20 protein-coding genes are annotated in these 19,162 nt (G+C 62.5%); 17 read left to right on the forward strand and 3 right to left on the reverse strand.

Annotated features, from left to right (window positions below):
* The first annotated feature begins 27 nt into the window (after nt 1–27).
* From AB4O35_RS17035 to feaR, 5 genes are all read left to right on the forward strand, one after another.
* The gene (locus AB4O35_RS17035) at nt 28–1,320 is read left to right on the forward strand and encodes an NAD(P)/FAD-dependent oxidoreductase (RefSeq protein ID WP_056858432.1); all 1,293 of its coding nucleotides are present in this window, start codon (nt 28–30) and stop codon (nt 1,318–1,320) included.
* 141 nt (nt 1,321–1,461) lie between these two features.
* A complete protein-coding gene (locus tag AB4O35_RS17040; RefSeq protein WP_056858433.1) occupies nt 1,462–2,310 on the forward strand; it encodes an alpha/beta fold hydrolase in 849 nt (282 codons plus the stop codon).
* Nucleotides 2,307–3,518 (forward strand): multidrug effflux MFS transporter, encoded by a 1,212-nt coding sequence (locus AB4O35_RS17045; protein ID WP_065873508.1) that lies wholly within the window; start codon nt 2,307–2,309, stop codon nt 3,516–3,518. The genes AB4O35_RS17040 and AB4O35_RS17045 overlap by 4 nt, the downstream gene beginning before the upstream one ends.
* A 28-nt stretch (nt 3,519–3,546) precedes the next feature.
* Entirely contained in the window at nt 3,547–4,758 is a 1,212-nt protein-coding gene (locus AB4O35_RS17050; protein ID WP_256548051.1) for an MFS transporter, read from the forward strand.
* A 24-nt stretch (nt 4,759–4,782) separates the two neighbouring features.
* A complete protein-coding gene (feaR, locus tag AB4O35_RS17055) occupies nt 4,783–5,682 on the forward strand; it encodes a transcriptional regulator FeaR (protein WP_056858435.1) in 900 nt (299 codons plus the stop codon).
* Nucleotides 5,683–5,952: 270 nt separating this feature from the next.
* On the opposite strand, the gene AB4O35_RS17060 is transcribed toward feaR, so the two are convergent.
* Together AB4O35_RS17060 and AB4O35_RS17065 are read right to left on the reverse strand one after the other, a co-directional pair.
* On the reverse strand, nt 5,953–7,437 hold the full coding sequence (locus AB4O35_RS17060) for an aldehyde dehydrogenase family protein (protein WP_065873507.1): 1,485 nt from the start codon (nt 7,435–7,437) through the stop codon (nt 5,953–5,955).
* A 139-nt stretch (nt 7,438–7,576) separates the two neighbouring features.
* Nucleotides 7,577–8,053, reverse strand: coding sequence for a MarR family winged helix-turn-helix transcriptional regulator (locus AB4O35_RS17065; protein WP_065873506.1), 477 nt, complete (start codon nt 8,051–8,053; stop codon nt 7,577–7,579).
* A gap of 192 nt (nt 8,054–8,245) precedes the next feature.
* On the opposite strand from AB4O35_RS17065, the gene AB4O35_RS17070 reads away from it, so the two are divergent.
* The 10 genes from AB4O35_RS17070 to AB4O35_RS17115 all read left to right on the forward strand — a co-directional run bounded on the left by AB4O35_RS17070 (nt 8,246) and on the right by AB4O35_RS17115 (nt 16,642).
* Nucleotides 8,246–9,370, forward strand: a complete 1,125-nt coding sequence (locus AB4O35_RS17070; RefSeq protein ID WP_065873505.1) for an amidase — start codon at nt 8,246–8,248, stop codon at nt 9,368–9,370.
* A gap of 1 nt (nt 9,371) precedes the next feature.
* Complete coding sequence (locus tag AB4O35_RS17075; protein WP_065873504.1) at nt 9,372–9,902, forward strand: nuclear transport factor 2 family protein; 531 nt, start codon at nt 9,372–9,374, stop codon at nt 9,900–9,902.
* Nucleotides 9,903–9,995: 93 nt separating this feature from the next.
* On the forward strand, nt 9,996–10,619 hold the full coding sequence (locus AB4O35_RS17080; protein ID WP_065873503.1) for an NIPSNAP family protein: 624 nt from the start codon (nt 9,996–9,998) through the stop codon (nt 10,617–10,619).
* Between the two features lie 414 nt (nt 10,620–11,033).
* The gene (iacA, locus tag AB4O35_RS17085) at nt 11,034–12,206 is read left to right on the forward strand and encodes an indole-3-acetate monooxygenase (RefSeq protein ID WP_065873502.1); all 1,173 of its coding nucleotides are present in this window, start codon (nt 11,034–11,036) and stop codon (nt 12,204–12,206) included.
* 16 nt (nt 12,207–12,222) lie between these two features.
* Nucleotides 12,223–12,585 (forward strand): hypothetical protein, encoded by a 363-nt coding sequence (locus AB4O35_RS17090; protein WP_003232696.1) that lies wholly within the window; start codon nt 12,223–12,225, stop codon nt 12,583–12,585.
* 19 nt (nt 12,586–12,604) lie between these two features.
* Nucleotides 12,605–13,879, forward strand: a complete 1,275-nt coding sequence (locus AB4O35_RS17095) for an aromatic ring-hydroxylating oxygenase subunit alpha (protein WP_065873501.1) — start codon at nt 12,605–12,607, stop codon at nt 13,877–13,879.
* A gap of 15 nt (nt 13,880–13,894) precedes the next feature.
* On the forward strand, nt 13,895–14,371 hold the full coding sequence (locus AB4O35_RS17100) for an aromatic-ring-hydroxylating dioxygenase subunit beta (protein ID WP_003232693.1): 477 nt from the start codon (nt 13,895–13,897) through the stop codon (nt 14,369–14,371).
* A gap of 11 nt (nt 14,372–14,382) precedes the next feature.
* Nucleotides 14,383–15,123, forward strand: a complete 741-nt coding sequence (locus AB4O35_RS17105) for an SDR family NAD(P)-dependent oxidoreductase (protein WP_065873500.1) — start codon at nt 14,383–14,385, stop codon at nt 15,121–15,123.
* A 50-nt stretch (nt 15,124–15,173) separates the two neighbouring features.
* Nucleotides 15,174–16,133 (forward strand): PDR/VanB family oxidoreductase, encoded by a 960-nt coding sequence (locus tag AB4O35_RS17110; RefSeq protein WP_065873499.1) that lies wholly within the window; start codon nt 15,174–15,176, stop codon nt 16,131–16,133.
* A gap of 11 nt (nt 16,134–16,144) precedes the next feature.
* Nucleotides 16,145–16,642, forward strand: coding sequence for a flavin reductase (locus AB4O35_RS17115; protein ID WP_003232688.1), 498 nt, complete (start codon nt 16,145–16,147; stop codon nt 16,640–16,642).
* Between the two features lie 61 nt (nt 16,643–16,703).
* On the opposite strand, the gene AB4O35_RS17120 is transcribed toward AB4O35_RS17115, so the two are convergent.
* Nucleotides 16,704–17,579, reverse strand: a complete 876-nt coding sequence (locus tag AB4O35_RS17120) for a LysR family transcriptional regulator (RefSeq protein ID WP_065873498.1) — start codon at nt 17,577–17,579, stop codon at nt 16,704–16,706.
* Nucleotides 17,580–17,693: 114 nt separating this feature from the next.
* Here AB4O35_RS17120 and AB4O35_RS17125 point away from each other — a divergent pair, with 114 nt between their 5' ends.
* The gene (locus tag AB4O35_RS17125) at nt 17,694–18,821 is read left to right on the forward strand and encodes a muconate cycloisomerase family protein (protein ID WP_065873497.1); all 1,128 of its coding nucleotides are present in this window, start codon (nt 17,694–17,696) and stop codon (nt 18,819–18,821) included.
* A 12-nt stretch (nt 18,822–18,833) separates the two neighbouring features.
* Nucleotides 18,834–19,124 carry a muconolactone Delta-isomerase gene (gene catC, locus AB4O35_RS17130; protein ID WP_065873496.1) on the forward strand — a complete coding sequence of 97 codons (291 nt, stop codon included), beginning with the start codon at nt 18,834–18,836 and terminating at the stop codon, nt 19,122–19,124.
* Nucleotides 19,125–19,162: the final 38 nt, after the last annotated feature.

Below are 19,162 nucleotides of genomic sequence, written 5' to 3' on the forward strand. Positions count from 1 at the left end.
ACCTTTATTGTTTTGCGAGTCTTGACCATGGCCCCGACTATTGCGCCCGTGAATACCTGCACCGAATGTCCCACCGCCACCTCCGTCGTCATCATTGGCGGCGGAATCATCGGCCTGACGGCTGCGCTGACTCTGGCCGAACGCAACATCCCGGTGGTGGTGCTGGAAAAAGGCCGTATCGCTGGCGAACAGTCCTCACGCAACCTTGGCTGGGTGCGCAAGACCAGCCGCCACGCCTATGATATTCCGCTGGCCCTGGCCGCAGATCGCTTATGGGCGCAGATGCCCGAGCGGGTGGGCGCGGACGTGGGCTACCGGCAAGAGGGCATCATGTTCGTCGCGCGTAACGAAGCGCAAATGGCGATGCATGAAGGCTGGCTCAAATCGGTCGAGCACCTGTCCCTGGATTCGCGCTTGCTGAGCAATAGCGAGATCGCGCAGCGGGTACCGGGCGGGGCGGGCGCGTGGGCCGGCGGGATCTATACGCCGTCCGATGCGCGTGCCGAACCGACCCTGGCCAGCAGCGCGATTGCCAAGGCCGCCATGGCCCTGGGCGTGGTTATCATCGAACAGTGCGCGGTGCGTACGCTGCAGATGTCCGCCGGCAAGGTCAGCGGCGTGGTCACGGAAAAGGGCGAGATCCGCTGCGACCAGGTGTTGCTGGCCGGTGGCATGTGGTCGCGGCGCTTCCTGGGCAACCTCGGTGTGTCCTTGCCGACCCTGGCCTTGACCTGTTCGGTGTTGCGTACCCATCCCATGCAAGGCCCCACTGAAATTGCCGTGGGCGCTCCGGACTTTTCCTTTCGCAAACACAAGGACGGCGGTTTCATCATCACCCAGCGCGGCAAGCTGGACGCCTTCCTGACCTTGGACCACCTGTTGCTGGCCAAGCAATACATGCCTCAATTCCGTGCGCAGCGTAGTGTGTTGAATGTGTCGCTGGGGCGGTATTTTTTCAAGGACCTGGCCTTGTCCCGACGCTGGTCGGCCGACAGTGTCAGCCCGTTCGAACGCGTGCGCGTGCAGGACCCGGCCGCCAACCCGCAGCTCAATAACGACGCGATGAACAACCTCATCGCGGCCTGGCCGGTGTTCGAGCAAGCCAAAATAGCCCAGGCCTGGGCCGGCACGATCGACGTGACCCCGGACTCCAACCCGGTGATCGGCCCGGTCGCGCAGATCCCAGGCCTGACCGTGGCCACCGGTTTCTCCGGGCACGGTTTCGGCACCTCGCCGGCGGCCGGCCAGTTGGCGGCCGATATTGTCAGCGGGCACACCCCGATCATTGATCCGAGCCCGTATCGCTTCGATCGTTTCTGATCCGATCCAGGCCCATGCCCCTGTAGGAGCGAGCTTGCTCGCGAAGAACGTCAACGAAAACGCAGGCAGTCTGTATGACCGCGGCGCACTTGAGTTTTTCGCGAGCAAGCTCGCTCCTACGCAGATTAGCGGAGCGAAGTTATGCACTCAGTCAGTAGTTTCTTCACCAACCGTTCAGGCCTGAACCTGCATGTCCTGCGCTGGGGCAACCCGAGCGGCGTGCCTCTGGTCCTGCTGCACGGCTTGCGTGCCTACGCACAGACCTGGGAGTCGCTGGTTGCGGCGCTCGGCCCGGGCTTCTGCGTGTACGCCCTGGACCAGCGCGGTCGCGGCCTGAGCGATTGGGCGCCGTCCGCCAGCTACCACACGCAGTCCTATGTGGACGACCTGCAGGACTTCGTCGCCCACGCCGGTCTGCAGCGCTTCGTCTTGCTCGGGCACTCGCTGGGCGGCGCCAACGCCCTGGAATACGCACGGCAAAACCCGGGCCGCCTGTTGGGCCTTATCATCGAAGACATCGGCCCCGGCTCCTCGATCCAGGGTGACGGCGCCGCGCGCATTCGCCGCGAGATGAACCAGACCCCACTGCAATTCGACAATTGGGACGCCGCCCGCGCGTTCTGGCAGACCTCACGCCCCGGCTTGTCGGAGCAGGGCCTGGCTTCCCGGCTGGCACACTCGATGAAGGAAAGTGCCGGCGTGATTACCTGGCGTCACGATCAGCAAGGCATCGCCGAGGCGCGCCTGAGTATCGAGCCGACCGACCTGTGGCCGGCGGTGCGCGCCCTGGATTGCCCGACTCTGTTCATTCGCGGCACGCGCTCGGATTTCTTGCCGGCGGCGACGCTGCAAGCCATGCGCGACAGCAATGCTCTGGTGCGCACCGCCGAAGTCGCGGACGCCAGCCACTATGTGCATGACGACCAGGGCGAGACGTTCAACCGGCTGGTCATCGCGTTCCTTGACAGCCTTGCGATTGCTGCTCGATGAAACCGCGGGCCCGCTTGATCGTGCTGCTTTCATCGCTGACGGCCTTCGGGCCGTTTTCGATTGACACTTACCTGCCCAGCTTTCCGCAAATCGCCGAGGACCTGGGGACCAGCACCGCGCAAGTGCAGCACACCATCAGCGCGTTTCTTGCCGGGCTGTGCCTGGGCATGCTGTGCTACGGGCCATTGTCCGACCGCTATGGCCGGCGCCCGTTGCTGCTCGGCAGCCTGGTGTTGTACGTGGCAGCGACCCTGGGCTGCCTGTTTGCCGGCAGCGTCGAGCAACTGATTGCCTGGCGCTTTTTCCAGGCTTTGGGTGGCGCGGGCGCGCTGGTGCTGGCCCGTGCCGTCGCCAGGGATCTGGTCGGCCTGGTGGAGGCGGCCAAAGTGCTGTCGTGGATGCACGTGCTGACGATGATGGCGACCCTGGTCGCGCCGATGATCGGCACCTGGCTGGTGCTGATCCAGGGCTGGCGCACCATCTTCGCGGCGTTGTTCATCCTGTCCAGCCTGTGCCTGTTGCTGGTTGCCTTGACCCTGAAGGAAAGTTTGCCCGTGCAGCAGCGCGGTGCGTCCGTGCCGGCGGCCTTCGCGGCGTACCTTGCCATTGCCCGGCAACCCAGGGCAGTGGCGCTGATCCTGTGCATGGCCTTGGGGTTTGGCGGCATGTTCGCCTTTATCACCGCGTCGCCTTTTGTCTACGTGGTGTACTTCGACGTCTCGCCACGGGTGTTCAGCGCATTGTTCGCCCTGAACATCCTCGGCATCATCCTGGTGACCTTCATCAACGCCCGTTGGGTGGGCCGTTTCGGACCGCAACGCATGCTCGGGGTGGGCACGGTACTGGCGAGCGGGGCAGGGCTGGCGATGATGCTGGTCGGCTATACCGGATGGGGCGGGCTGGCGAGCATCGTGTGTTGCATGGTGCTGTACATGGGTGTGACCGGTTTGATCGGCGCCAACTGCATGGCCAGCCTGATGACGCTGTTTCCACGCCAGGCCGGCGCGAGCGTGGCGCTGGGGATTTCGGTGCAATTCGCTACCGGGGCGCTGGCCAGTCTGTGGGTCAGCCATTTGGCTGATGGCACCGCATGGCCGATGTGCCTGGTGGTGGGGTGTTGCGGGTTGGGCGCGTTGGTTGCTTATGGGGTGACCCTCCGCCTGCCTGCCCGGGCGGTCGCCGTGAGGACCGTCGTCAAGCAAATGTGAACCTCTGTTCAAAAACCAGGATACATACATGAAAACTATAAAAATAAATCCGATCGATAGAACTTCCGTCTATGTGTGTGCAGGGCTGGTCTCCGGCGCGGGGGCCTTGTTATTGAATGTGCTCCCCGTACTGTTTGGTGCGCTTGCCGAACGTTTCGGGCTTGGCGAGCACCAGTTGGGCAACCTAGCGATGGCCATGAACCTGGGGTTTGGCGCGTTCGGGCTGGCGTCCCTGCTGTGGATCCACCGGCTCAGCTGGCGGCTCATTTCGGCGCTGTCGTCGGCTGTGGTGGTGGGCGCGGTGCTGACGGTTATGCGCGACCCGTCCTATGAAATGCTGCTGCTGATAATGGCCCTGGCGGGCGCCGGCACAGGAGCGTTGTATGCCCTGGCCATGACGATTTTCGGTGACAGCTCCCAGCCTGAGCGTGCGTTCGGGTTCAAGCTGGGTATCGAGACCGTGCCGGGGGCTCTCCTGCTGATCGTGCTGCCGGTAGCGGTGGCGCCGGCGTGGGGCTTTGAAGGTATGTTGATAACCATCGCCCTGGCCATGGTGGCGATGGGAATCCTGCCGCTGCCCTGGGTACCGCGCCGCAGCGAACGCCAACTGGATGCGTCCGAGGCCGCCGTGCGGATAGCCAGCACTGAAAGCCGCGCCATTGTGTGGTTGAGTCTGTTGGCCAGCCTGGTGTTCCTGACCGGCATTATGTCGGTGTGGGCGTTCCTGGAACTGATGGGCAAAAAGACCGGCTTGACCTCGGATACGATCGGGCTGGTCCTGGCGCTGGGCTTTTTAATCAATGCCGGCGGGGGCTTCATCGCCTCGGCGATCGGCCTGAAAATGGGACGCTTCCTGCCGGTGGCGGCGGTCATCCTCGCGGAGTTGCTGGGCCTGGTGGCCCTGGCGCAATTCTCCTCGCTGACGAGCTACGTGACCGGGGTTATCTGCTTTCTGTTCTCGATCAGCTTCGTGCTGGCCTACACCTTTGGCGTCATGGCCGAATTCGACCTGTCGGGCAAGCTCGTCGCGCTGGGCGCGTTGTGCCTGTCTCTGGGTGCGGCGTTCGGGCCGGCCGCGGGTGGGTTCCTGATCGAGGCGTTTGGCTACTGGGCGGTGTTGGTGTTCTCCGGGGCCTGTTCGGTGGCGGTCCTGGTCATCTATGGGGTGGCGGTGTTGCGGGCTCGGTTGGCGTTCAATCGTGTCCAGGTCTCATGCGCCGCCGTTATGCCGGGTGTGTGACGCAAGCGAGCAGGGAGGTTACCCATGAACGGTCAAGCCTTGTCGGCCTGGAACGAGCGTGTGCACGCGGCCTGCGGTCGTTTCGACACGCGCTATGACCACTGCCAGAGCCTTTTCATCGGTGAAATGCAACAAACACTGATGGGCAGTACGGCGGTGGCGCACATTCGCAGCAATGCCAGTGTGATTGCCAAGGCTGCCCGCTCAGGCGAGCGTGATTCCTCGGGGCGTTGTTTCCTTGTGCTGCAACAGCAAGGCTCAATGGCCATCGAACTCGGGGACCGAGTGGTCGACCTGCGCCATGGTGACCTGGCGTTGCTGGACTTTTCCGGCGCGGTGAAAATGACCCCCAACGGCTTGTTTTCCCACGTGTCGATCCCTCTGCCGCGTGAGTTGTTCAAGGGCCTGGAGCGTAGCCGCTTCGGCAAGCTGTCGACCACCGGTGTCTGTGGTCAACTGCTTTGTACGCTGGTGCGGCAGGTCGCTGGCGGCGAGTTGGCCCAATGGTCTTGCCCGCAGGATGGCGATGGCGTGCAGAGGGCGTTGGTGGCCTTGCTTGAATCGGTGCTGGAGTATCAAGTCGGCGCCGACTCCCCGGGCTGGCAGTTGCATGAAGTGCAATCCGTCATCCGGCAGCGGCTTGACTCACCGAGGCTTTCGCCGGCGTCGCTGGCCGAGGAACTGGGCACTTCCAGCCGCCAGCTTTACAGGCTGTTCGAAGCCAGCGGCGACAGTGTCTGTCGCTATATCCTGCGTGAGCGGCTGTTGAAGGCGGCGCAGGACCTGCGCGATCCGGTTTGCGCGCAACGCTCGATCACCGATATCGGCAGCTATTGGGGGTTTACTGATTCGGCGCACTTTTCCAAGACGTTCAAGAAGCAGACCGGGATGACCCCGAGTCGCTATCGAAGCCTTGGGCACTGAACCACGGATTGCCCTAATGCTGTTCAGTCAGGGTGGGCGTTCGCCATTTTCTCATCTAGCACAAAACCACTGTGGGAGCGGGCTTGCTCGCGAATGCGGTGGTTCAATTGATGCAGTGTTGCCTGGCCGCCCGCTATCGCAGGCAAGCCAGCTCTCACCCATTTCTCATCTAGAATGCTGCGAAGAATTCACAGGCGCCGCGTTCAGCCAGGAAACACGCGTTATCGTTGACGTTTTTCGCGAGCAAGCTCGCTCCTACAGAGAGCGTGTTCAGTAGCGGATGATTACCGATTTCAGCTCGGTGTAATCGTCGATAAACGCACTGCCGAACTCACGCCCGACACCCGATGCCTTCATCCCGCCAAACGGCACGCTGGGGTCGACGAAGGTGTGCATGTTGACCCACACCGTGCCCGCTTCGATTTGCGGGATCAGGCGCAAGGCCTTGGACAGGTCGTTGGTCCAGATACTGGCGGTGAGGCCGAACGGGCTCTCGTTCATCAGCTCGACCAATTCTTCTTCATCATCGAACGCCAATACACACACCACCGGGCCGAAGGTTTCCTCGTGCAGCAGTGGGTCGTCCTTGCCGGTGGCCACGATCAGCGTCGGCTCCACGTAGTAACCGGCGCGGTCCACGGCCCGCGCGCCGCATGCCACCTGGTTGCTCTGCAGGGCACGCTCGAAAAAGCCGAGGATTTTGTCGAAGTGCGGCTTGTTCGACAGTGGGCCGAACTGGGCGTGTTCATCCAGGGGCGAACCGATGACCATCTGCGACAGCATCGCCGCCATCTTTTGCGTCACTTGCTCGACGATTGAGCGGTGCACGAACAAGCGCTCGGGTGATGCGCACACCTGGCCCTGGTGCACATAAGCCGCTTGCACGAAGCGAGCCACAGCGTCATCCACGTTGGCGTCGGCCAGCAGCGCGGCGGCGTTCTTGCCGCCCAGTTCCAGGGTCACGCGGGTCAGGTCGGCGCCCATGGCGGCCTTGCCCACGGCAATGCCGGTGGGCACCGAGCCGGTGAACGACACCTTGCGTACCTGCGGGTGTGCGATCAGTTGCTGACCGACCTGGCCGCGGCCGTTGACCACGTTGATTACGCCAGCCGGAATCCCGGCCTCGATCGCCAGTTCCGCCAGGCGCAGCAGGGACAGCGGCGTGTATTCGCTGGGTTTGAGCACGACGGTGCAGCCGGTGGTCAGCGCGGCGCCGAGTTTCCACACGCCGATCATCAACGAGAAGTTCCAAGGCACGATGGCTGCCACCACGCCCACCGGCTCGCGCAGGGTGTAGGCGCTGTAGTGCTCGCCGTCCATGGAGGGAAACGACGGGGTCATGGTCTGGCCGCCGATTTTGGTGGCCCAGCCGGCGAAGTAACGCAGGAACACCGCGCTCTGGCCCACCTCGATATGCCGCGACAGGTTGATCGATTTGCCGGAACTCACGGTTTCCAGTTGTGCCAGTTCTTCGCCGTTGGCCTCGATCAGATCGGCCAGGCGGTTGAGCAGGACGCCGCGCTGGTAGGGCGTGACCTGTGCCCAGGCGCCCTTGAAGGCTCTGGCCGCGCTGTCGACTGCCAGGTTCACATCTTCGGCCTGGGCGTCACGCAACTGCGCGACGGTCTCGCCGGTACCGGGGTCGACGATGCCGATGCGTTGTGTCGACGCGCTGGTGTGCACGGCGCCATCGATGAAATTGGAATGGTCACGGCCCAGGAAAGCAACGACTGAGGGCAATACGGCAATGTGCATGGCGGCGCTCCAATGAAGGGTTCGTCGCGCCCGATGGGCGCTCGAAAGACCTCTGCATTAAAAGCCGATACACAGCCTGGCTGCTTGTTCGAGCCTGCCAGAAAGTTGGTTATGCGTGACAGGCTGTGTTGCCGCCGGCCTAGGGTTCGCCGAGGTTGTCGAACACCGTTTCGAGCATGCGGTTCAGGCGCTGGATCTGTGCTTCGGTCATGCCGTTGAAACTGCGCTTGAACACATCACCGGTGGCCACTTGGATGCGTTCAATCGCTTCGCGCCCCTGCGCGGTGATGCGCACCTGAGTGACGCGGCCGTCGTCCTCGCAGGGCGCGGTGTCCACCAGGCCGTCTTCCTTCATGCGATACACCGTTTTGGTGATGGTCGAAAGCTTGGCGATGGCGTGGGTGGAGATTTCGGAAATACTCGACTGGCCGTTCTCCTTGAGGATGAACAGCACCCGCCAGCGCGGGATGTCCAGGCCGATTTTCTTCAGGGCCTTTTCCATGTACTGGCTGTAGCGGCCATGCACCATTGCGAGCCAGTAGAACGGGAAATCTTCTTTGTGAAAGTCTTCACTGCCGGGGTCGTAGCGGCCTGCGTGTTTTTTTGGTGGGCTCATGATGTGCTCATGTCGAGGGAGGCGAGCAATCATAGACTTTTCTCGTGAATTGGGCACGGTTATTGAACCGTGCGATCCAGGCCGACATTCAGAAATATAATTGACAATTCACGTAATATTCGGTGAGTGTGAAAAAAGGAAAGGGCGCATCGGGCGCCCCCATTCCGCAATTCGTACTGAAGGTAACGTGACATGACCCTGGTGATTGAACAGCTTTCCCTTGGCGGCGATGGGCCGACCGTAATGGTCAAGGACACCCTCGATATCGCCGGCCTGCCTACCCGGGCATCGAGCCACGCACTGGACGACGCGGCGCCGGCCAGTGCCCACGCCGATGTGGTGCAGGCCCTGCTGGACAAGGGCTGCCGCCTGGTGGCCAAGACCAGCCTGCACGAGCTGGCCTTTGGCACCACAGGGATCAATCACTGGGCCGGCACCGCGCCGAACCCGCGTTTCCCCGGGCGTATTCCAGGCGGATCCTCCAGCGGTTCAGCCGCCGCCGTGGCCGCCGGGCTGGCGGATTTTTCCCTGGGCACGGACACGGGCGGCTCGGTACGTATTCCCGCTTGCTGTTGTGGCGTGTTCGGTTTTAAACCGACGTTCGGCCGGATCAGCCGCCGTGGCGTGATGCCAACGCACAGTAGCCTTGATTGCGTCGGCCCGTTTGCCGCGAGCCTGCCGATGCTGGTCACGGCTATGCAGGCGATCGACCCTACTTTCCAGCCCGTAGCTGCACCGGCCGCGCCGCGCCTGGGCATTGTGAGCGTGCAGGCCAGCGCAGCGGTACAGCGCGTGATCGACGCTGCCATCGCCGACAGCCGGCTGCCCACCGAAACCCTCACATTGCCGAGCCTCAAGGCGGCCTATGAGGCCGGCATGGTGGTGATAAACCGCGAGACCTTCGATGCCTGCGGGCACTTGCTGGAAACCGGCAAGGTCGGCGCCGACATCGCCGCGCGCCTGGCGGCCGCCGGTAACACCACGCCTGCGGCACTGGCGCAGGCCGAGCAGGTGCGCGCGCAGTTCAGCGCCGAAGTCGATGCCGCACTGCAGCAGGTCGACGTGCTGGTGCTGCCAACCATGCCGGACTTTCCCTTGACCCTGGCCGAAGCGACCGACACTCAGGCAGTTCTGGGCATGACCGCTTTCGTGCGCCCGTTCAACCTGTCGGGGCACCCGGCGTTGAGCATTCCGTTGGCCAGCGCCGAAGGCTTGCCGGTAGGCCTGCAACTGGTGGCGGCCAAGGGCGCCGATGAACGACTGCTGGCCATCGCTGGCCGCCTGCTTGAACGCCTGTACGCCGGACATGAGGTGTGAGATGAGTACAACCATTCCCCGCGCAGACCTGGAACAACGCCTGCGCCGCTTTGAGGTCCAGGACAGCGTCCGTGCCTGCATGAACCGCTACATGGTGTTGTGTGACGCCCTGGATGCCCGCACGCCGCTTGACGAACTGGCGGGCCTGTTCACCGAGGATGCGGTGTGGGAGGGCAAGGGCGCCAAGTACGCCCAGAGCTTCGGCGGTTATCGCGGGCGCGCAGCCATTGCCGCGATGTTCGCCGGCTACATGAAAGCCCCGGCGCACTTTGCCCTCAACGTGCACTTTCTCACCAGCGAGCTGATTGAGGTGCGGGACGACGCCGTGCGCGGCAGTTGGGTGATGCTGCAGACTTCCACCTTCGCCAGCGGCGCCTCCCATCTCAACGCTGCGCGCCTGAGCGTGCGCTTTGCCGAGGAAGACGGGCAGTGGCGCATGGCGCATTTCCAGACCGAAAACCTGTTCAGTCGCCCGGTGCTGGCATGGAACAGCGACGCCGAGCTGCCGGTACCCAAGCCTGCCGCTCAGTGAGCGATAACGCGCACTGATTAACCCCACCCTTTTTTATTTCCAGGACTGCCCGGCAAGGGCGGTCGTGCCGTGCGCGTAGCGCTGGAGACTGCCATGAAACACTTCGAACTGTTGACCTTCACTTTACGGGTACGCACCGTGCCGCAAGCCTTGCCGCGTCTGGAGCAGAGCTTGCGCGAGACGGGCGAGGGCGTGCATTTGATGGGCTGTTGGGTCTCGGAAATCGGCTCGCAGAACCGTATCGCGGTGCTGCGCGGGTTCGACGATGGCGAGTGTCGTGAACGTGAACGCCAGCGCTATCTGGTGGCGTCCGATGGCTTTGCGATTGGTGAATTTCTGCTTGAGCAACAGGTGGATGACTACAGCGCCTTCGCCTTTGTCGAACCGCTGCCGCCCGGCGTTCATGGCCCGTTCTATGAGTTGCGCGAATACAACCTCGTGCCCAGTGGGCTGATGCCAACGTTGCGCGGTTGGGGCAAGGCCGTGGATCGGCGCACCGGGCCGGATTATTCCCAGGTGTATGGAGCGTTCTACGCCACCAGCGGGAAGATTCCGCGCTACCTGCACATCTGGCCCTACAGCTCGCTGGAGCAGCGCCTTGAAGTGCGCACCCGTGCCGTGGCCGAAGGCGCCTGGCCGCCGGAAAACTCCGCGCCGCAGCTGTTGCAGATGCACTCCACGGTCTATCTGCCGGCGCCGTTCTCGCCGCTGCGCTGAAAAAATTGCACAGAGCACCCCCTGTAGGAGCGAGCTTGCTCGCGAAGAACTCTCGGACACCGCGTTTATCCAGGTGGTACACGTCATCGTTGAGGTTTTTCGCGAGCAAACTCGCTCCTACATTTTTATTTTTTTAAAAAAATTCTGAATTCATTGACAATAATTCTATTTAAAACAATGAGTTATATTGATTTCATTCAATATTTACGTAAATTAATACGTGATTAGTGTTGTTTTTAAACGTGACAAATCAATTGACAATTCACGTAATAAAGCTCAAATTCACCCCAACGGCACCCACAAAAACAAAGGTAATCACTATGCCGATCCATCGCCCTCGTTCCGTCCCGCGCACCCCCTCGACGCCGACTTCCCGCCCAGCCCAATACCGTTCCTGACAACGGAGTCAATCCTATGCACTCGCTTAAAAAACCAGCGGTTGAGACGGTGAGCTCGCTTGCCAGTGGTCCCGCCTTCGACGCCTTGCTGGTCGATGTGCGTGAACGTGCCCGCACCGGTGAGTTCGACCGTCAGCGTCGTATTTCCCAGGACGTGATCGAGGCCTTCAAACAGCACGGCGTTTACCGGGCACTGGTGCCCAAGCGCTTTGGTGGCCTGGAATGTTCGCCCGCCGAGTTCTGCCAGGTGATAGAGCGCATTGCCCAGGCCGATGGTTCCGCCGGTTGGGTTGCCAGTTTCGGCATGAGCCCGGTCTACCTCGCGGCATTGCCACTTGAGAGCATCGCCAAGGTGTATGCCAACGGCCCGGACGTGGTATTCGCCGGCGGCATCTTTCCGCCGCAACCGGCTGAAGTGGTCGAGGGCGGTTTTGTGGTCAGTGGTCGCTGGAAGTACTCCAGCGGTTCCCTGGGCTCTGACATCGTCGGTGTCGGCATCGCCCCGAAAAGCGGCGACACCTTCGGCCTGCCGCGCATTGCAGTCATGCCGCGCAGTGCGATCCGCATCGACGAAACCTGGGACACCGTCGGCCTGCTGGGTACCGGCAGCCACGACCTGGTCGCCGACAATGTGCGGGTCAGCGAGGCGTGGACCTTCGTGCGCGGCGGCCTGCCCAACCTGGACGAACCGTTCTTCCGCTACCCATCGCTGTCATTCGCCACCCAGGTGCTCTCGGTGGTTGGCCTCGGCGTGGCGCGTGCCGCACTCGATGCCCTGGCTGACATGGCCAGCGGGCGTGTCTCGGTGACCGGCGCCCCGGCGATTGCCGATCGGCCCCTGGCCCAGGTCGACATTGCCCGGGCGGAAGCCGAGCTGCGTGCCGCGCGTGCGTTCTTCTACGAATCCATCGACCGCGCCTGGGATTACGTGCTGGCCGGCGATGCGGTGCCCGTGGCCGCGACCAACCTGCTGCGGTTGTCGTCGACCCATGCCACCCGTGTCGCCGCCGATGTGGCGCGGACCGCGCAGATGCTCTCGGGCATGAGCGGCGTGTACAACGACAGCCCGCTGGCGCGCTGTGTCAACGACGCCCAAGTGGTGACCCAGCACGCATTCATGGGCGACATCACCTATCAAAACGCCGGAGCCATATTCTTCGGCAAACAGCCTTTGCCTGGCTACCTCTAACCGTCGAGGAAATAAAATGAGCGATAAAAAGACCTTGCGCGTGCTGTTCTGCATGGGCATCAACCAGAATTTTTTCGATGCCGCGCGCGATGAGCAATTGCAGGTGTGGGCAGCGTTCAGTGCAATGTGGAACGGTATCCACGACCTCGCCGGCGTCAAGGTGCTGGGCAACATGGATGACGACCAGAGCATGGTCGGGCCTTCCGATGGCTTCCCGTGGACCACTTACCTGCTGGCCGACGTGCCGGACATCGAGACCGTGCATGCCGCCTGCAACCTGTTTCGTACCACGCCGGTGGGCGATGGCCCTTACAAGCTGTGGCGCTACACCAAGGTTGAAGCCCGGGTTGGGCGCGAGCTGATTATTCAGCGCACTTGATGCCGACGAGGACATTCCCATGAGCAAGCTGATTCCCGCTGTAAACCTTGACGTCGACCCCGCCGACCTGGTGCAGGCCGACCGCGTCCACACCTCGATGTACACCGACGCACAATTGTTCGACGCCGAGCTGGAAAAGATTTTCTACAGCACCTGGATCTGGGTCGCCCACGCCAGCGAGATTCCCGACAACGGCAGCTACAAGACCACCTATATCGGCAAGCAGCCGGTGATCGTGGTGCGTGACCGCAAGAAAGACGTGCACGTGCTGCTCAACCGCTGCCGCCACCGTGGCGCCACCGTGTGTGAACACAAGAAAGGCAAGACCAACAGCTTCGTCTGCCCGTACCACGGCTGGGGCTATGCGCTCGATGGCTCGTTGCGCGGTATTCCGCACCCGGAAAGCTACGGCGATTGCATCGACAAGTCCGAGCTGCCGCTGGTCAGCCTGCGCATCGAAAGTTATGCCGGCATGATCTTCGCCACCTTCAAGGACGACATCGAGCCGCTGGAAGACTACCTCGGCGCCGCGAAAAAATGGATGGACCTGTTCATGAAACAGGGCGCCGGCTATGGCATCAAGGTCCCGGGCGAGCACCGTTTCCGCTTCCCGGGCAACTGGAAAATCCAGCTGGAAAACACCACCGACGCCTACCACTTCCCGTTGGTGCACAAGAGCTTTCTGTCGTCGGTGGATGAGCAGACCCTTGAGCTGTTCGACTTCGTCAAGGGCCCCGGTTATGTCGAGGACCTGGGCAACGGACACAGCGTGATGGTGATGATTCCTGACCTGGTCGACCTCGAGGCCGACCTGGACAAACCGATCCCCGAGCGCTTCGAAGGGCTGGCGGCCGAGCTGCGTGACGAAGGCATCGAAGAGCAACAGGTGCGCCGCATCGTGCGTGCGGTGGGCGGCACCGGTTTCAACCTCAACCTGTTCCCCAACGTCGCCTGCTCGATGGCGTTTTTCCGGGTGCTGCAACCGATCTCGGTGACCGAGACCGAAATCCACCACTCGGTCATCACCATGGACGGCGGCCCGGCGGCGGCCAACCGTTACCGCCTGCGCCTGCATGAACACTTCCAGGGCCCGATGGGCTTCGGCACGCCGGACGACTCCGAGGCCTGGGAACGGGTACAGAAGGGCGCCAACGCCGGTGAAGACCTGTGGATCATGCTCAACCGCGGCCTGCCCGGCGAGCAGGCCAGCGCAGACGGGCGGGTGTCCGATGTGAGTGCCGAGACCGGCATGCGCGCCGGGTACCAGCAGTGGAAGAAGATGATGTCGGCCTGATCCGTGGAGAACCTTATGAACCTGCAATTACTGCAAGAAGTGACCGCTTTCATCTGGCAGGAAGGCGACATGCTCGACCACGGTGAGTACGAGGGCTGGTTGAAGATGTGGACCGAGAAGGGCACTTACATCATTCCCATCGACCCCAGGGAAACCGACTTCGAAAATACCCTCAACTACGCCTACGACGACCATCATATGCGTGAGTTGCGGGTGCAGCGCCTGACCGGCGGCGAATCGATCTCCACCAGCCCGCAACCGCGCACCGTGCGCATGCAGTCGCGGTTCCGGGTATTGGCCGATGACGGCACGCAGGTAACGGTGCGCTGCGCGCAGAACATCCGTGAGTTCCGCAAGGAAAGCCTGAAGTTCTACAGCGCCGACCTCACCTATGAACTGATCCGCAGCGAGGGGAGCTTCAAGATCCAGCGCAAAGTGATCAGCCTTATCAACAGTGACGATGCCCTCGCCGGTATCGGCTACATCCTTTAAGGAGCGCCGACATGAGCCAGATCGCATTGGTGACCGGCGCGGGCCAGGGCCTGGGGCAGCATTTCTGCGCCAGCCTGCTCCGGGCGGGGTACTCGGTGGTGGTCACCGACCTCAACCTTGCCGCCGCACAAGCCTGCGCCAAACAGTTGGACCCGGCCGGCGAGCACACGCTGGCGCTGCAACTGGATGCCGGCAGCAAGACCGATTTCGAAGCGGGCCTGGAGCAGGTGCTGGCGCGTTTCGGCGCCCTGCACGTGGTGGTCAATAACGCTGCCGTGACCAAAACCACGCCGCTGATGCAGATCAGCCCCGAGGAATTCGACGCCGTGGTCGGCCTGAACCTGCGCAGCGTGTTCCTCGGCTGCCAAGTGCTGGGCTCACACATGGCCGAAACCGGTTATGGACGCATCATCAACATGGCCTCCCTGGCCGGGCAGAACGGCGGTACCGCGACCGGCGCGCATTATGCCGCGAGCAAGGGCGGCATCGTCACGCTGACCAAGATCTTCGCCAAGGAATTTGCCGCACGCGGGGTCACGGTCAACGCCATCGCCCCAGGCCCTATCGAATCGGCGGCGGTGCGCGCGGCGATTCCGGCCGAACGCCTGCCGGGCCTGCTGGCCAATATTCCGGTGCAGCGCCTGGGCGATGCGGACTTTCTCGGTGACTTGATTGTGCAGTTGGCACGGCCCGAAGCCTATTTCACCACCGGGGCGACCTGGGACGTGAACGGCGGCCTGTTCATGCGCTGACTGATAGCGGCCGCCACGGCGGCCTTTGCGAACTCCATGGAATAACGGCCATGACTGAAGAACTGTTGGACGTAGTCGTGCGCAAGCGCGAGCTGCAAGGGGACGGCGTTGTCGTCCTGGACCTGACCCGTCGTGACGGCGCGCCGTTGCCGCTGTTCGATGCCGGTGCGCACGTCGATATCCATATCGGGCCGGGGCTGGTGCGCCAGTACTCGTTGTGCAGCAACCCTGCCGACCCGAGCCTTTATCGCCTGGGCGTGCTCAAGGATCCGGCCTCGCGCGGCGGTTCGGTCGGGGTGCACGACACCCTGCTCGAAGGCCGCGAGGTGCAGATCAGCGTACCGCGCAACCTGTTTCCGCTGGCACCCGAGGCGCGGCGTTCGGTGCTGCTGGGTGGCGGTATCGGTGTCACGCCGATGATCGCCATGGCTTATGCGTTGCACGCGACCGGCCAGACCTTCGAGCTGCACTACTGCGCACGTGAGCGTGGGCGCAGTGCGTTTCTCGCGGAGCTGACCAGCGCACCGTTTGCCGCGCAGGTGTTCACCCACTTCGATGACGAAGGGCCGGAGCAGAAGCTCGACCTGGCCACGGTGCTCGGCAAGGGCGAGGCCGGCGTGCACCTGTATACCTGCGGCCCCGCAGGCTTCATGGACTGGGTGATCCAGGGCGCTCGCGAGCAGGGCTACAGCGAGTCGCACATCCACAAGGAATATTTCCAGGTGGACGTGGACAGCTCGGGTGGCAGCTTTGAAGTGGTGGCCGCTCGCAGCGGCAAGACCGTACAGGTGGCCGAAGGGCAGAGCATTCTCGCCGCGCTGGCGCAGGTGGGCATCAAGATCGAGATTTCCTGCGAGCAGGGCGTGTGTGGGACCTGCCTGTGCGACGTACTCGAAGGCGAGCCGGACCATCGCGACGTGTACCTCACGGACGATGAAAAGGCCGGCAATGACCAAATTCTAGTGTGCTGTTCACGAGCCAAATCCAAAAAACTCGTGCTGGATATCTAAGGGGAACGACCATGATAGATGTAGGCAGCTTTCGCAATGCAATGGCCATGCTGGGCGGTGCCGTGTCGGTCATCACCACCGATGGCGCCGCAGGACGGTTCGGCTTTACCGCGTCGGCGGTCTGCAGCGTGACCGACTCACCGCCCACGCTGTTGGTGTGCATGAACCGTTCCTCTCATTCCAACGAGCATTTCAAGCGCAATGGCGTGGTGTGTGTGAACACCCTGTGCGGCGATCATCAGCACCTGTCCGGTGCTTTCGCCGACCGCACGCTGAGCATGGATGAGCGCTTTGCCGTGACGGGGTGGACCACCCTGGAAAGCGGCGCGCCGGTGATGCTCGAAGCGCTGGTGAACTTCGACTGCCGGATCGCGCAGGTCCACGAAGTGGGTTCCCACAGTATTTTCTACTGCGAGGTGCAGACCATTCGCCAGAGCGGTGCGGACGAGGGCCTGGTCTATTTCAACCGCGCCTATCACCGCCTGGGTGAAGCCTCCAAGGCTTGCTGAATGCCACGTTCGCTGGAGGGGCGAACGGCAGCCGGGTTCAGTCAAACCCGGCCAGAGGAACTCAGATCAACTCTTCCACCAAATGCAGGCAATGTGTAAGCCCCGGCGACTGGTCATTCACCCGCCGGCTCAGAATGATCGGCGAGGTCGCGGTGGCTTCCACAACCGGCGTGTAGCCGATGTCCGCGCGGTGCAGCACCTGTACCGAGGCCGGCACCAGAGTTACGCCCATGCCCGCGCCGACCAGGCCGATGGCGGTCTGCAGTTCGTTGGTCCATTGCGCCACCTTGAGGCTCAGGCCGTGGGCGTCGAACAGCGCGATCACGTGGTCGGCATAACTGGGGCGCGGGTTGCCGGGGTACAGCACAAACGGCTCGGCGGACAATTGCGCAAGGGTAGCGGGCGCGGCGAGCAACGGGTGGCCGGCGGGCAGTACCGCCACCAGACGGTCCTCCACCAGGACGCGCTGGACGATGGCTGTGTCATCGATGCGGATCCGCCCGAAGCCCACGTCGATGCGTCCGGCCTTGAGGGCTTCGACCTGCTGCAGGGTGGTCATCTCCGACAGCCCCAATTCCAGCTCCAGCGCCTCGTGGGTGCGCAACCGCCGAATCAGTTCCGGCAACACGCCGTACAGGGTCGAAGGCGCAAAGCCGATGCCCAGCCAGGTCTTCTCGCCCTGGCCGATGCGCCGGGTGTTGGCGCACACCGTGTTCAGTTGTTCCAGCAGCACATTGGCGTGCTCATAGAAAAACCGCCCGGCCTCAGTCAGCCGCAGAGGCCGGCCGCGTTCGAGCAGAATCACCCCCAGCTCATCTTCCAGTTGCTGTATCTGCCGGCTCAACGGCGGCTGGGCAATGTGCAGGCGTTCGGCGGCGCGGGTGAAGTTCAGGGTTGCCCCCAGTACCTGGAAATAGCGCAAGTGACGCAGTTCCATAATCACTCCATTCATACCCTAGGGGTATTGTTCGAGACCCATTCTATATTGGATGCCTTTAAAAATAGGGAACAGAATCGGATCAAATCTAAAAAGAACTCAACAGGTATCGCCATGCCCATTTGCGCCATAGAGTCGATCGAGACCATCATCGTCGACCTTCCCACCATTCGCCCGCACAAGCTGGCGATGCACACGATGCAGAACCAGACCCTGGTGGTCATCCGCGTGCGCTGCGCCGATGGCATCGAGGGCATCGGCGAATCCACCACCATTGGCGGCCTGAGCTACGGCAATGAAAGCCCCGACAGCATCAAGGTCAACATCGATCGCCATTTTGCGCCGCTGCTGATCGGCCAGGACGCCAGCAATATCAATGCGGCCATGTTGCGCCTGGAGCGCAGCATTCGCGGCAACACCTTTGCCAAGTCCGGTGTCGAAAGCGCCTTGCTCGATGCGCTGGGCAAACGCTTGAACCTGCCGGTCAGCGAACTGCTCGGCGGCCGTGTGCGCGATGCGTTGCCGGTGGCCTGGACCCTGGCCAGCGGCAACACCGAAAAGGACATTGCCGAGGCCCAGAAGATGCTCGACCTGCGCCGCCACCGCATCTTCAAATTGAAGATCGGCGCCGGTGAAGTCGACCACGACCTGGCCCATGTGATCGCAATCAAAAAGGCCCTGGGCGACCGCGCCAGTGTGCGCGTTGACGTTAACCAGGCGTGGGACGAAGCGGTGGCATTGCGCGCGTGCAAAGTGCTGGGCGACAACGGTATCGACCTGATCGAGCAACCGATTTCTCGCTATAACCGTGGCGGTATGGCGCGGCTCAACCTGTCGAGCCCGGCGCCGATCATGGCGGATGAGTCCATCGAATGTGTCGAGGATGCCTTCAACCTGGCCCGTGAAGGTGCGGCGTCGGTGTTCGCCCTCAAAATCGCCAAGAACGGCGGACCCCGTGCGGTGTTGCGCACGGCGGCGATAGCAGAGGCGGCGGGTATCGCCCTGTACGGCGGCACGATGCTCGAGGGCGGTATCGGCACCTTGGCTTCGGCGCATGCCTTCCTCACGCTGAACACGCTGGCGTGGGACACCGAGCTGTTCGGCCCGCTGCTGCTGACCGAGGACATTCTTGCCGAACCGCTGGTGTATCGGGATTTCCACCTGCATGTCTCAACCGCCCCGGGTTTGGGACTCACCCTCGATGAGGAGCGTCTGGCGTTCTTCCGTCGTGACAAACACTGAGAGGCACTTGCCATGTTGTTCCATGTAAAAATGACCGTGAACCTGCCCCTGGACATGAGCCCCGAGCACGCGGCCAACCTCAAGGCCGATGAGAAAGCCCTGGCACAGCGTCTGCAACAGGAGGGCAAATGGCGCCACCTGTGGCGTATCGCCGGACATTACGCCAACTACAGCGTGTTTGATGTCGACAGCGTGCAAGACCTGCACGACCTGCTGATGCATCTGCCGCTCTTCCCTTATATGTCCATCGAAGTGAATGCCTTGTGCCGGCACCCTTCGTCGATCCATGAAGATGACCGCTAAGCCTGTTATTCACCCAATAATTACAAGATGAGGAACGC

The sequence above is a fragment of the Pseudomonas sp. H1_A03 genome, assembly GCF_054685145.1.

Coding starts and splice junctions, on each gene's coding strand:
- AB4O35_RS17115 (WP_003232688.1), top strand. CDS start 16,145: ATGATAGATGTAGGCAGCTTTCGCAATGCAATGGCCATGCTGGGCGGT.
- AB4O35_RS17100 (WP_003232693.1), top strand. CDS start 13,895: ATGAACCTGCAATTACTGCAAGAAGTGACCGCTTTCATCTGGCAGGAA.
- AB4O35_RS17050 (WP_256548051.1), top strand. CDS start 3,547: ATGAAAACTATAAAAATAAATCCGATCGATAGAACTTCCGTCTATGTG.
- catC (WP_065873496.1), top strand. CDS start 18,834: ATGTTGTTCCATGTAAAAATGACCGTGAACCTGCCCCTGGACATGAGC.
- AB4O35_RS17045 (WP_065873508.1), top strand. CDS start 2,307: ATGAAACCGCGGGCCCGCTTGATCGTGCTGCTTTCATCGCTGACGGCC.
- AB4O35_RS17105 (WP_065873500.1), top strand. CDS start 14,383: ATGAGCCAGATCGCATTGGTGACCGGCGCGGGCCAGGGCCTGGGGCAG.
- AB4O35_RS17070 (WP_065873505.1), top strand. CDS start 8,246: ATGACCCTGGTGATTGAACAGCTTTCCCTTGGCGGCGATGGGCCGACC.
- AB4O35_RS17065 (WP_065873506.1), bottom strand. CDS start 8,053: ATGAGCCCACCAAAAAAACACGCAGGCCGCTACGACCCCGGCAGTGAA.
- AB4O35_RS17125 (WP_065873497.1), top strand. CDS start 17,694: ATGCCCATTTGCGCCATAGAGTCGATCGAGACCATCATCGTCGACCTT.
- AB4O35_RS17110 (WP_065873499.1), top strand. CDS start 15,174: ATGACTGAAGAACTGTTGGACGTAGTCGTGCGCAAGCGCGAGCTGCAA.
- AB4O35_RS17060 (WP_065873507.1), bottom strand. CDS start 7,437: ATGCACATTGCCGTATTGCCCTCAGTCGTTGCTTTCCTGGGCCGTGAC.
- AB4O35_RS17090 (WP_003232696.1), top strand. CDS start 12,223: ATGAGCGATAAAAAGACCTTGCGCGTGCTGTTCTGCATGGGCATCAAC.
- AB4O35_RS17040 (WP_056858433.1), top strand. CDS start 1,462: ATGCACTCAGTCAGTAGTTTCTTCACCAACCGTTCAGGCCTGAACCTG.
- AB4O35_RS17080 (WP_065873503.1), top strand. CDS start 9,996: ATGAAACACTTCGAACTGTTGACCTTCACTTTACGGGTACGCACCGTG.
- AB4O35_RS17035 (WP_056858432.1), top strand. CDS start 28: ATGGCCCCGACTATTGCGCCCGTGAATACCTGCACCGAATGTCCCACC.
- feaR (WP_056858435.1), top strand. CDS start 4,783: ATGAACGGTCAAGCCTTGTCGGCCTGGAACGAGCGTGTGCACGCGGCC.
- AB4O35_RS17075 (WP_065873504.1), top strand. CDS start 9,372: ATGAGTACAACCATTCCCCGCGCAGACCTGGAACAACGCCTGCGCCGC.
- iacA (WP_065873502.1), top strand. CDS start 11,034: ATGCACTCGCTTAAAAAACCAGCGGTTGAGACGGTGAGCTCGCTTGCC.
- AB4O35_RS17120 (WP_065873498.1), bottom strand. CDS start 17,579: ATGGAACTGCGTCACTTGCGCTATTTCCAGGTACTGGGGGCAACCCTG.
- AB4O35_RS17095 (WP_065873501.1), top strand. CDS start 12,605: ATGAGCAAGCTGATTCCCGCTGTAAACCTTGACGTCGACCCCGCCGAC.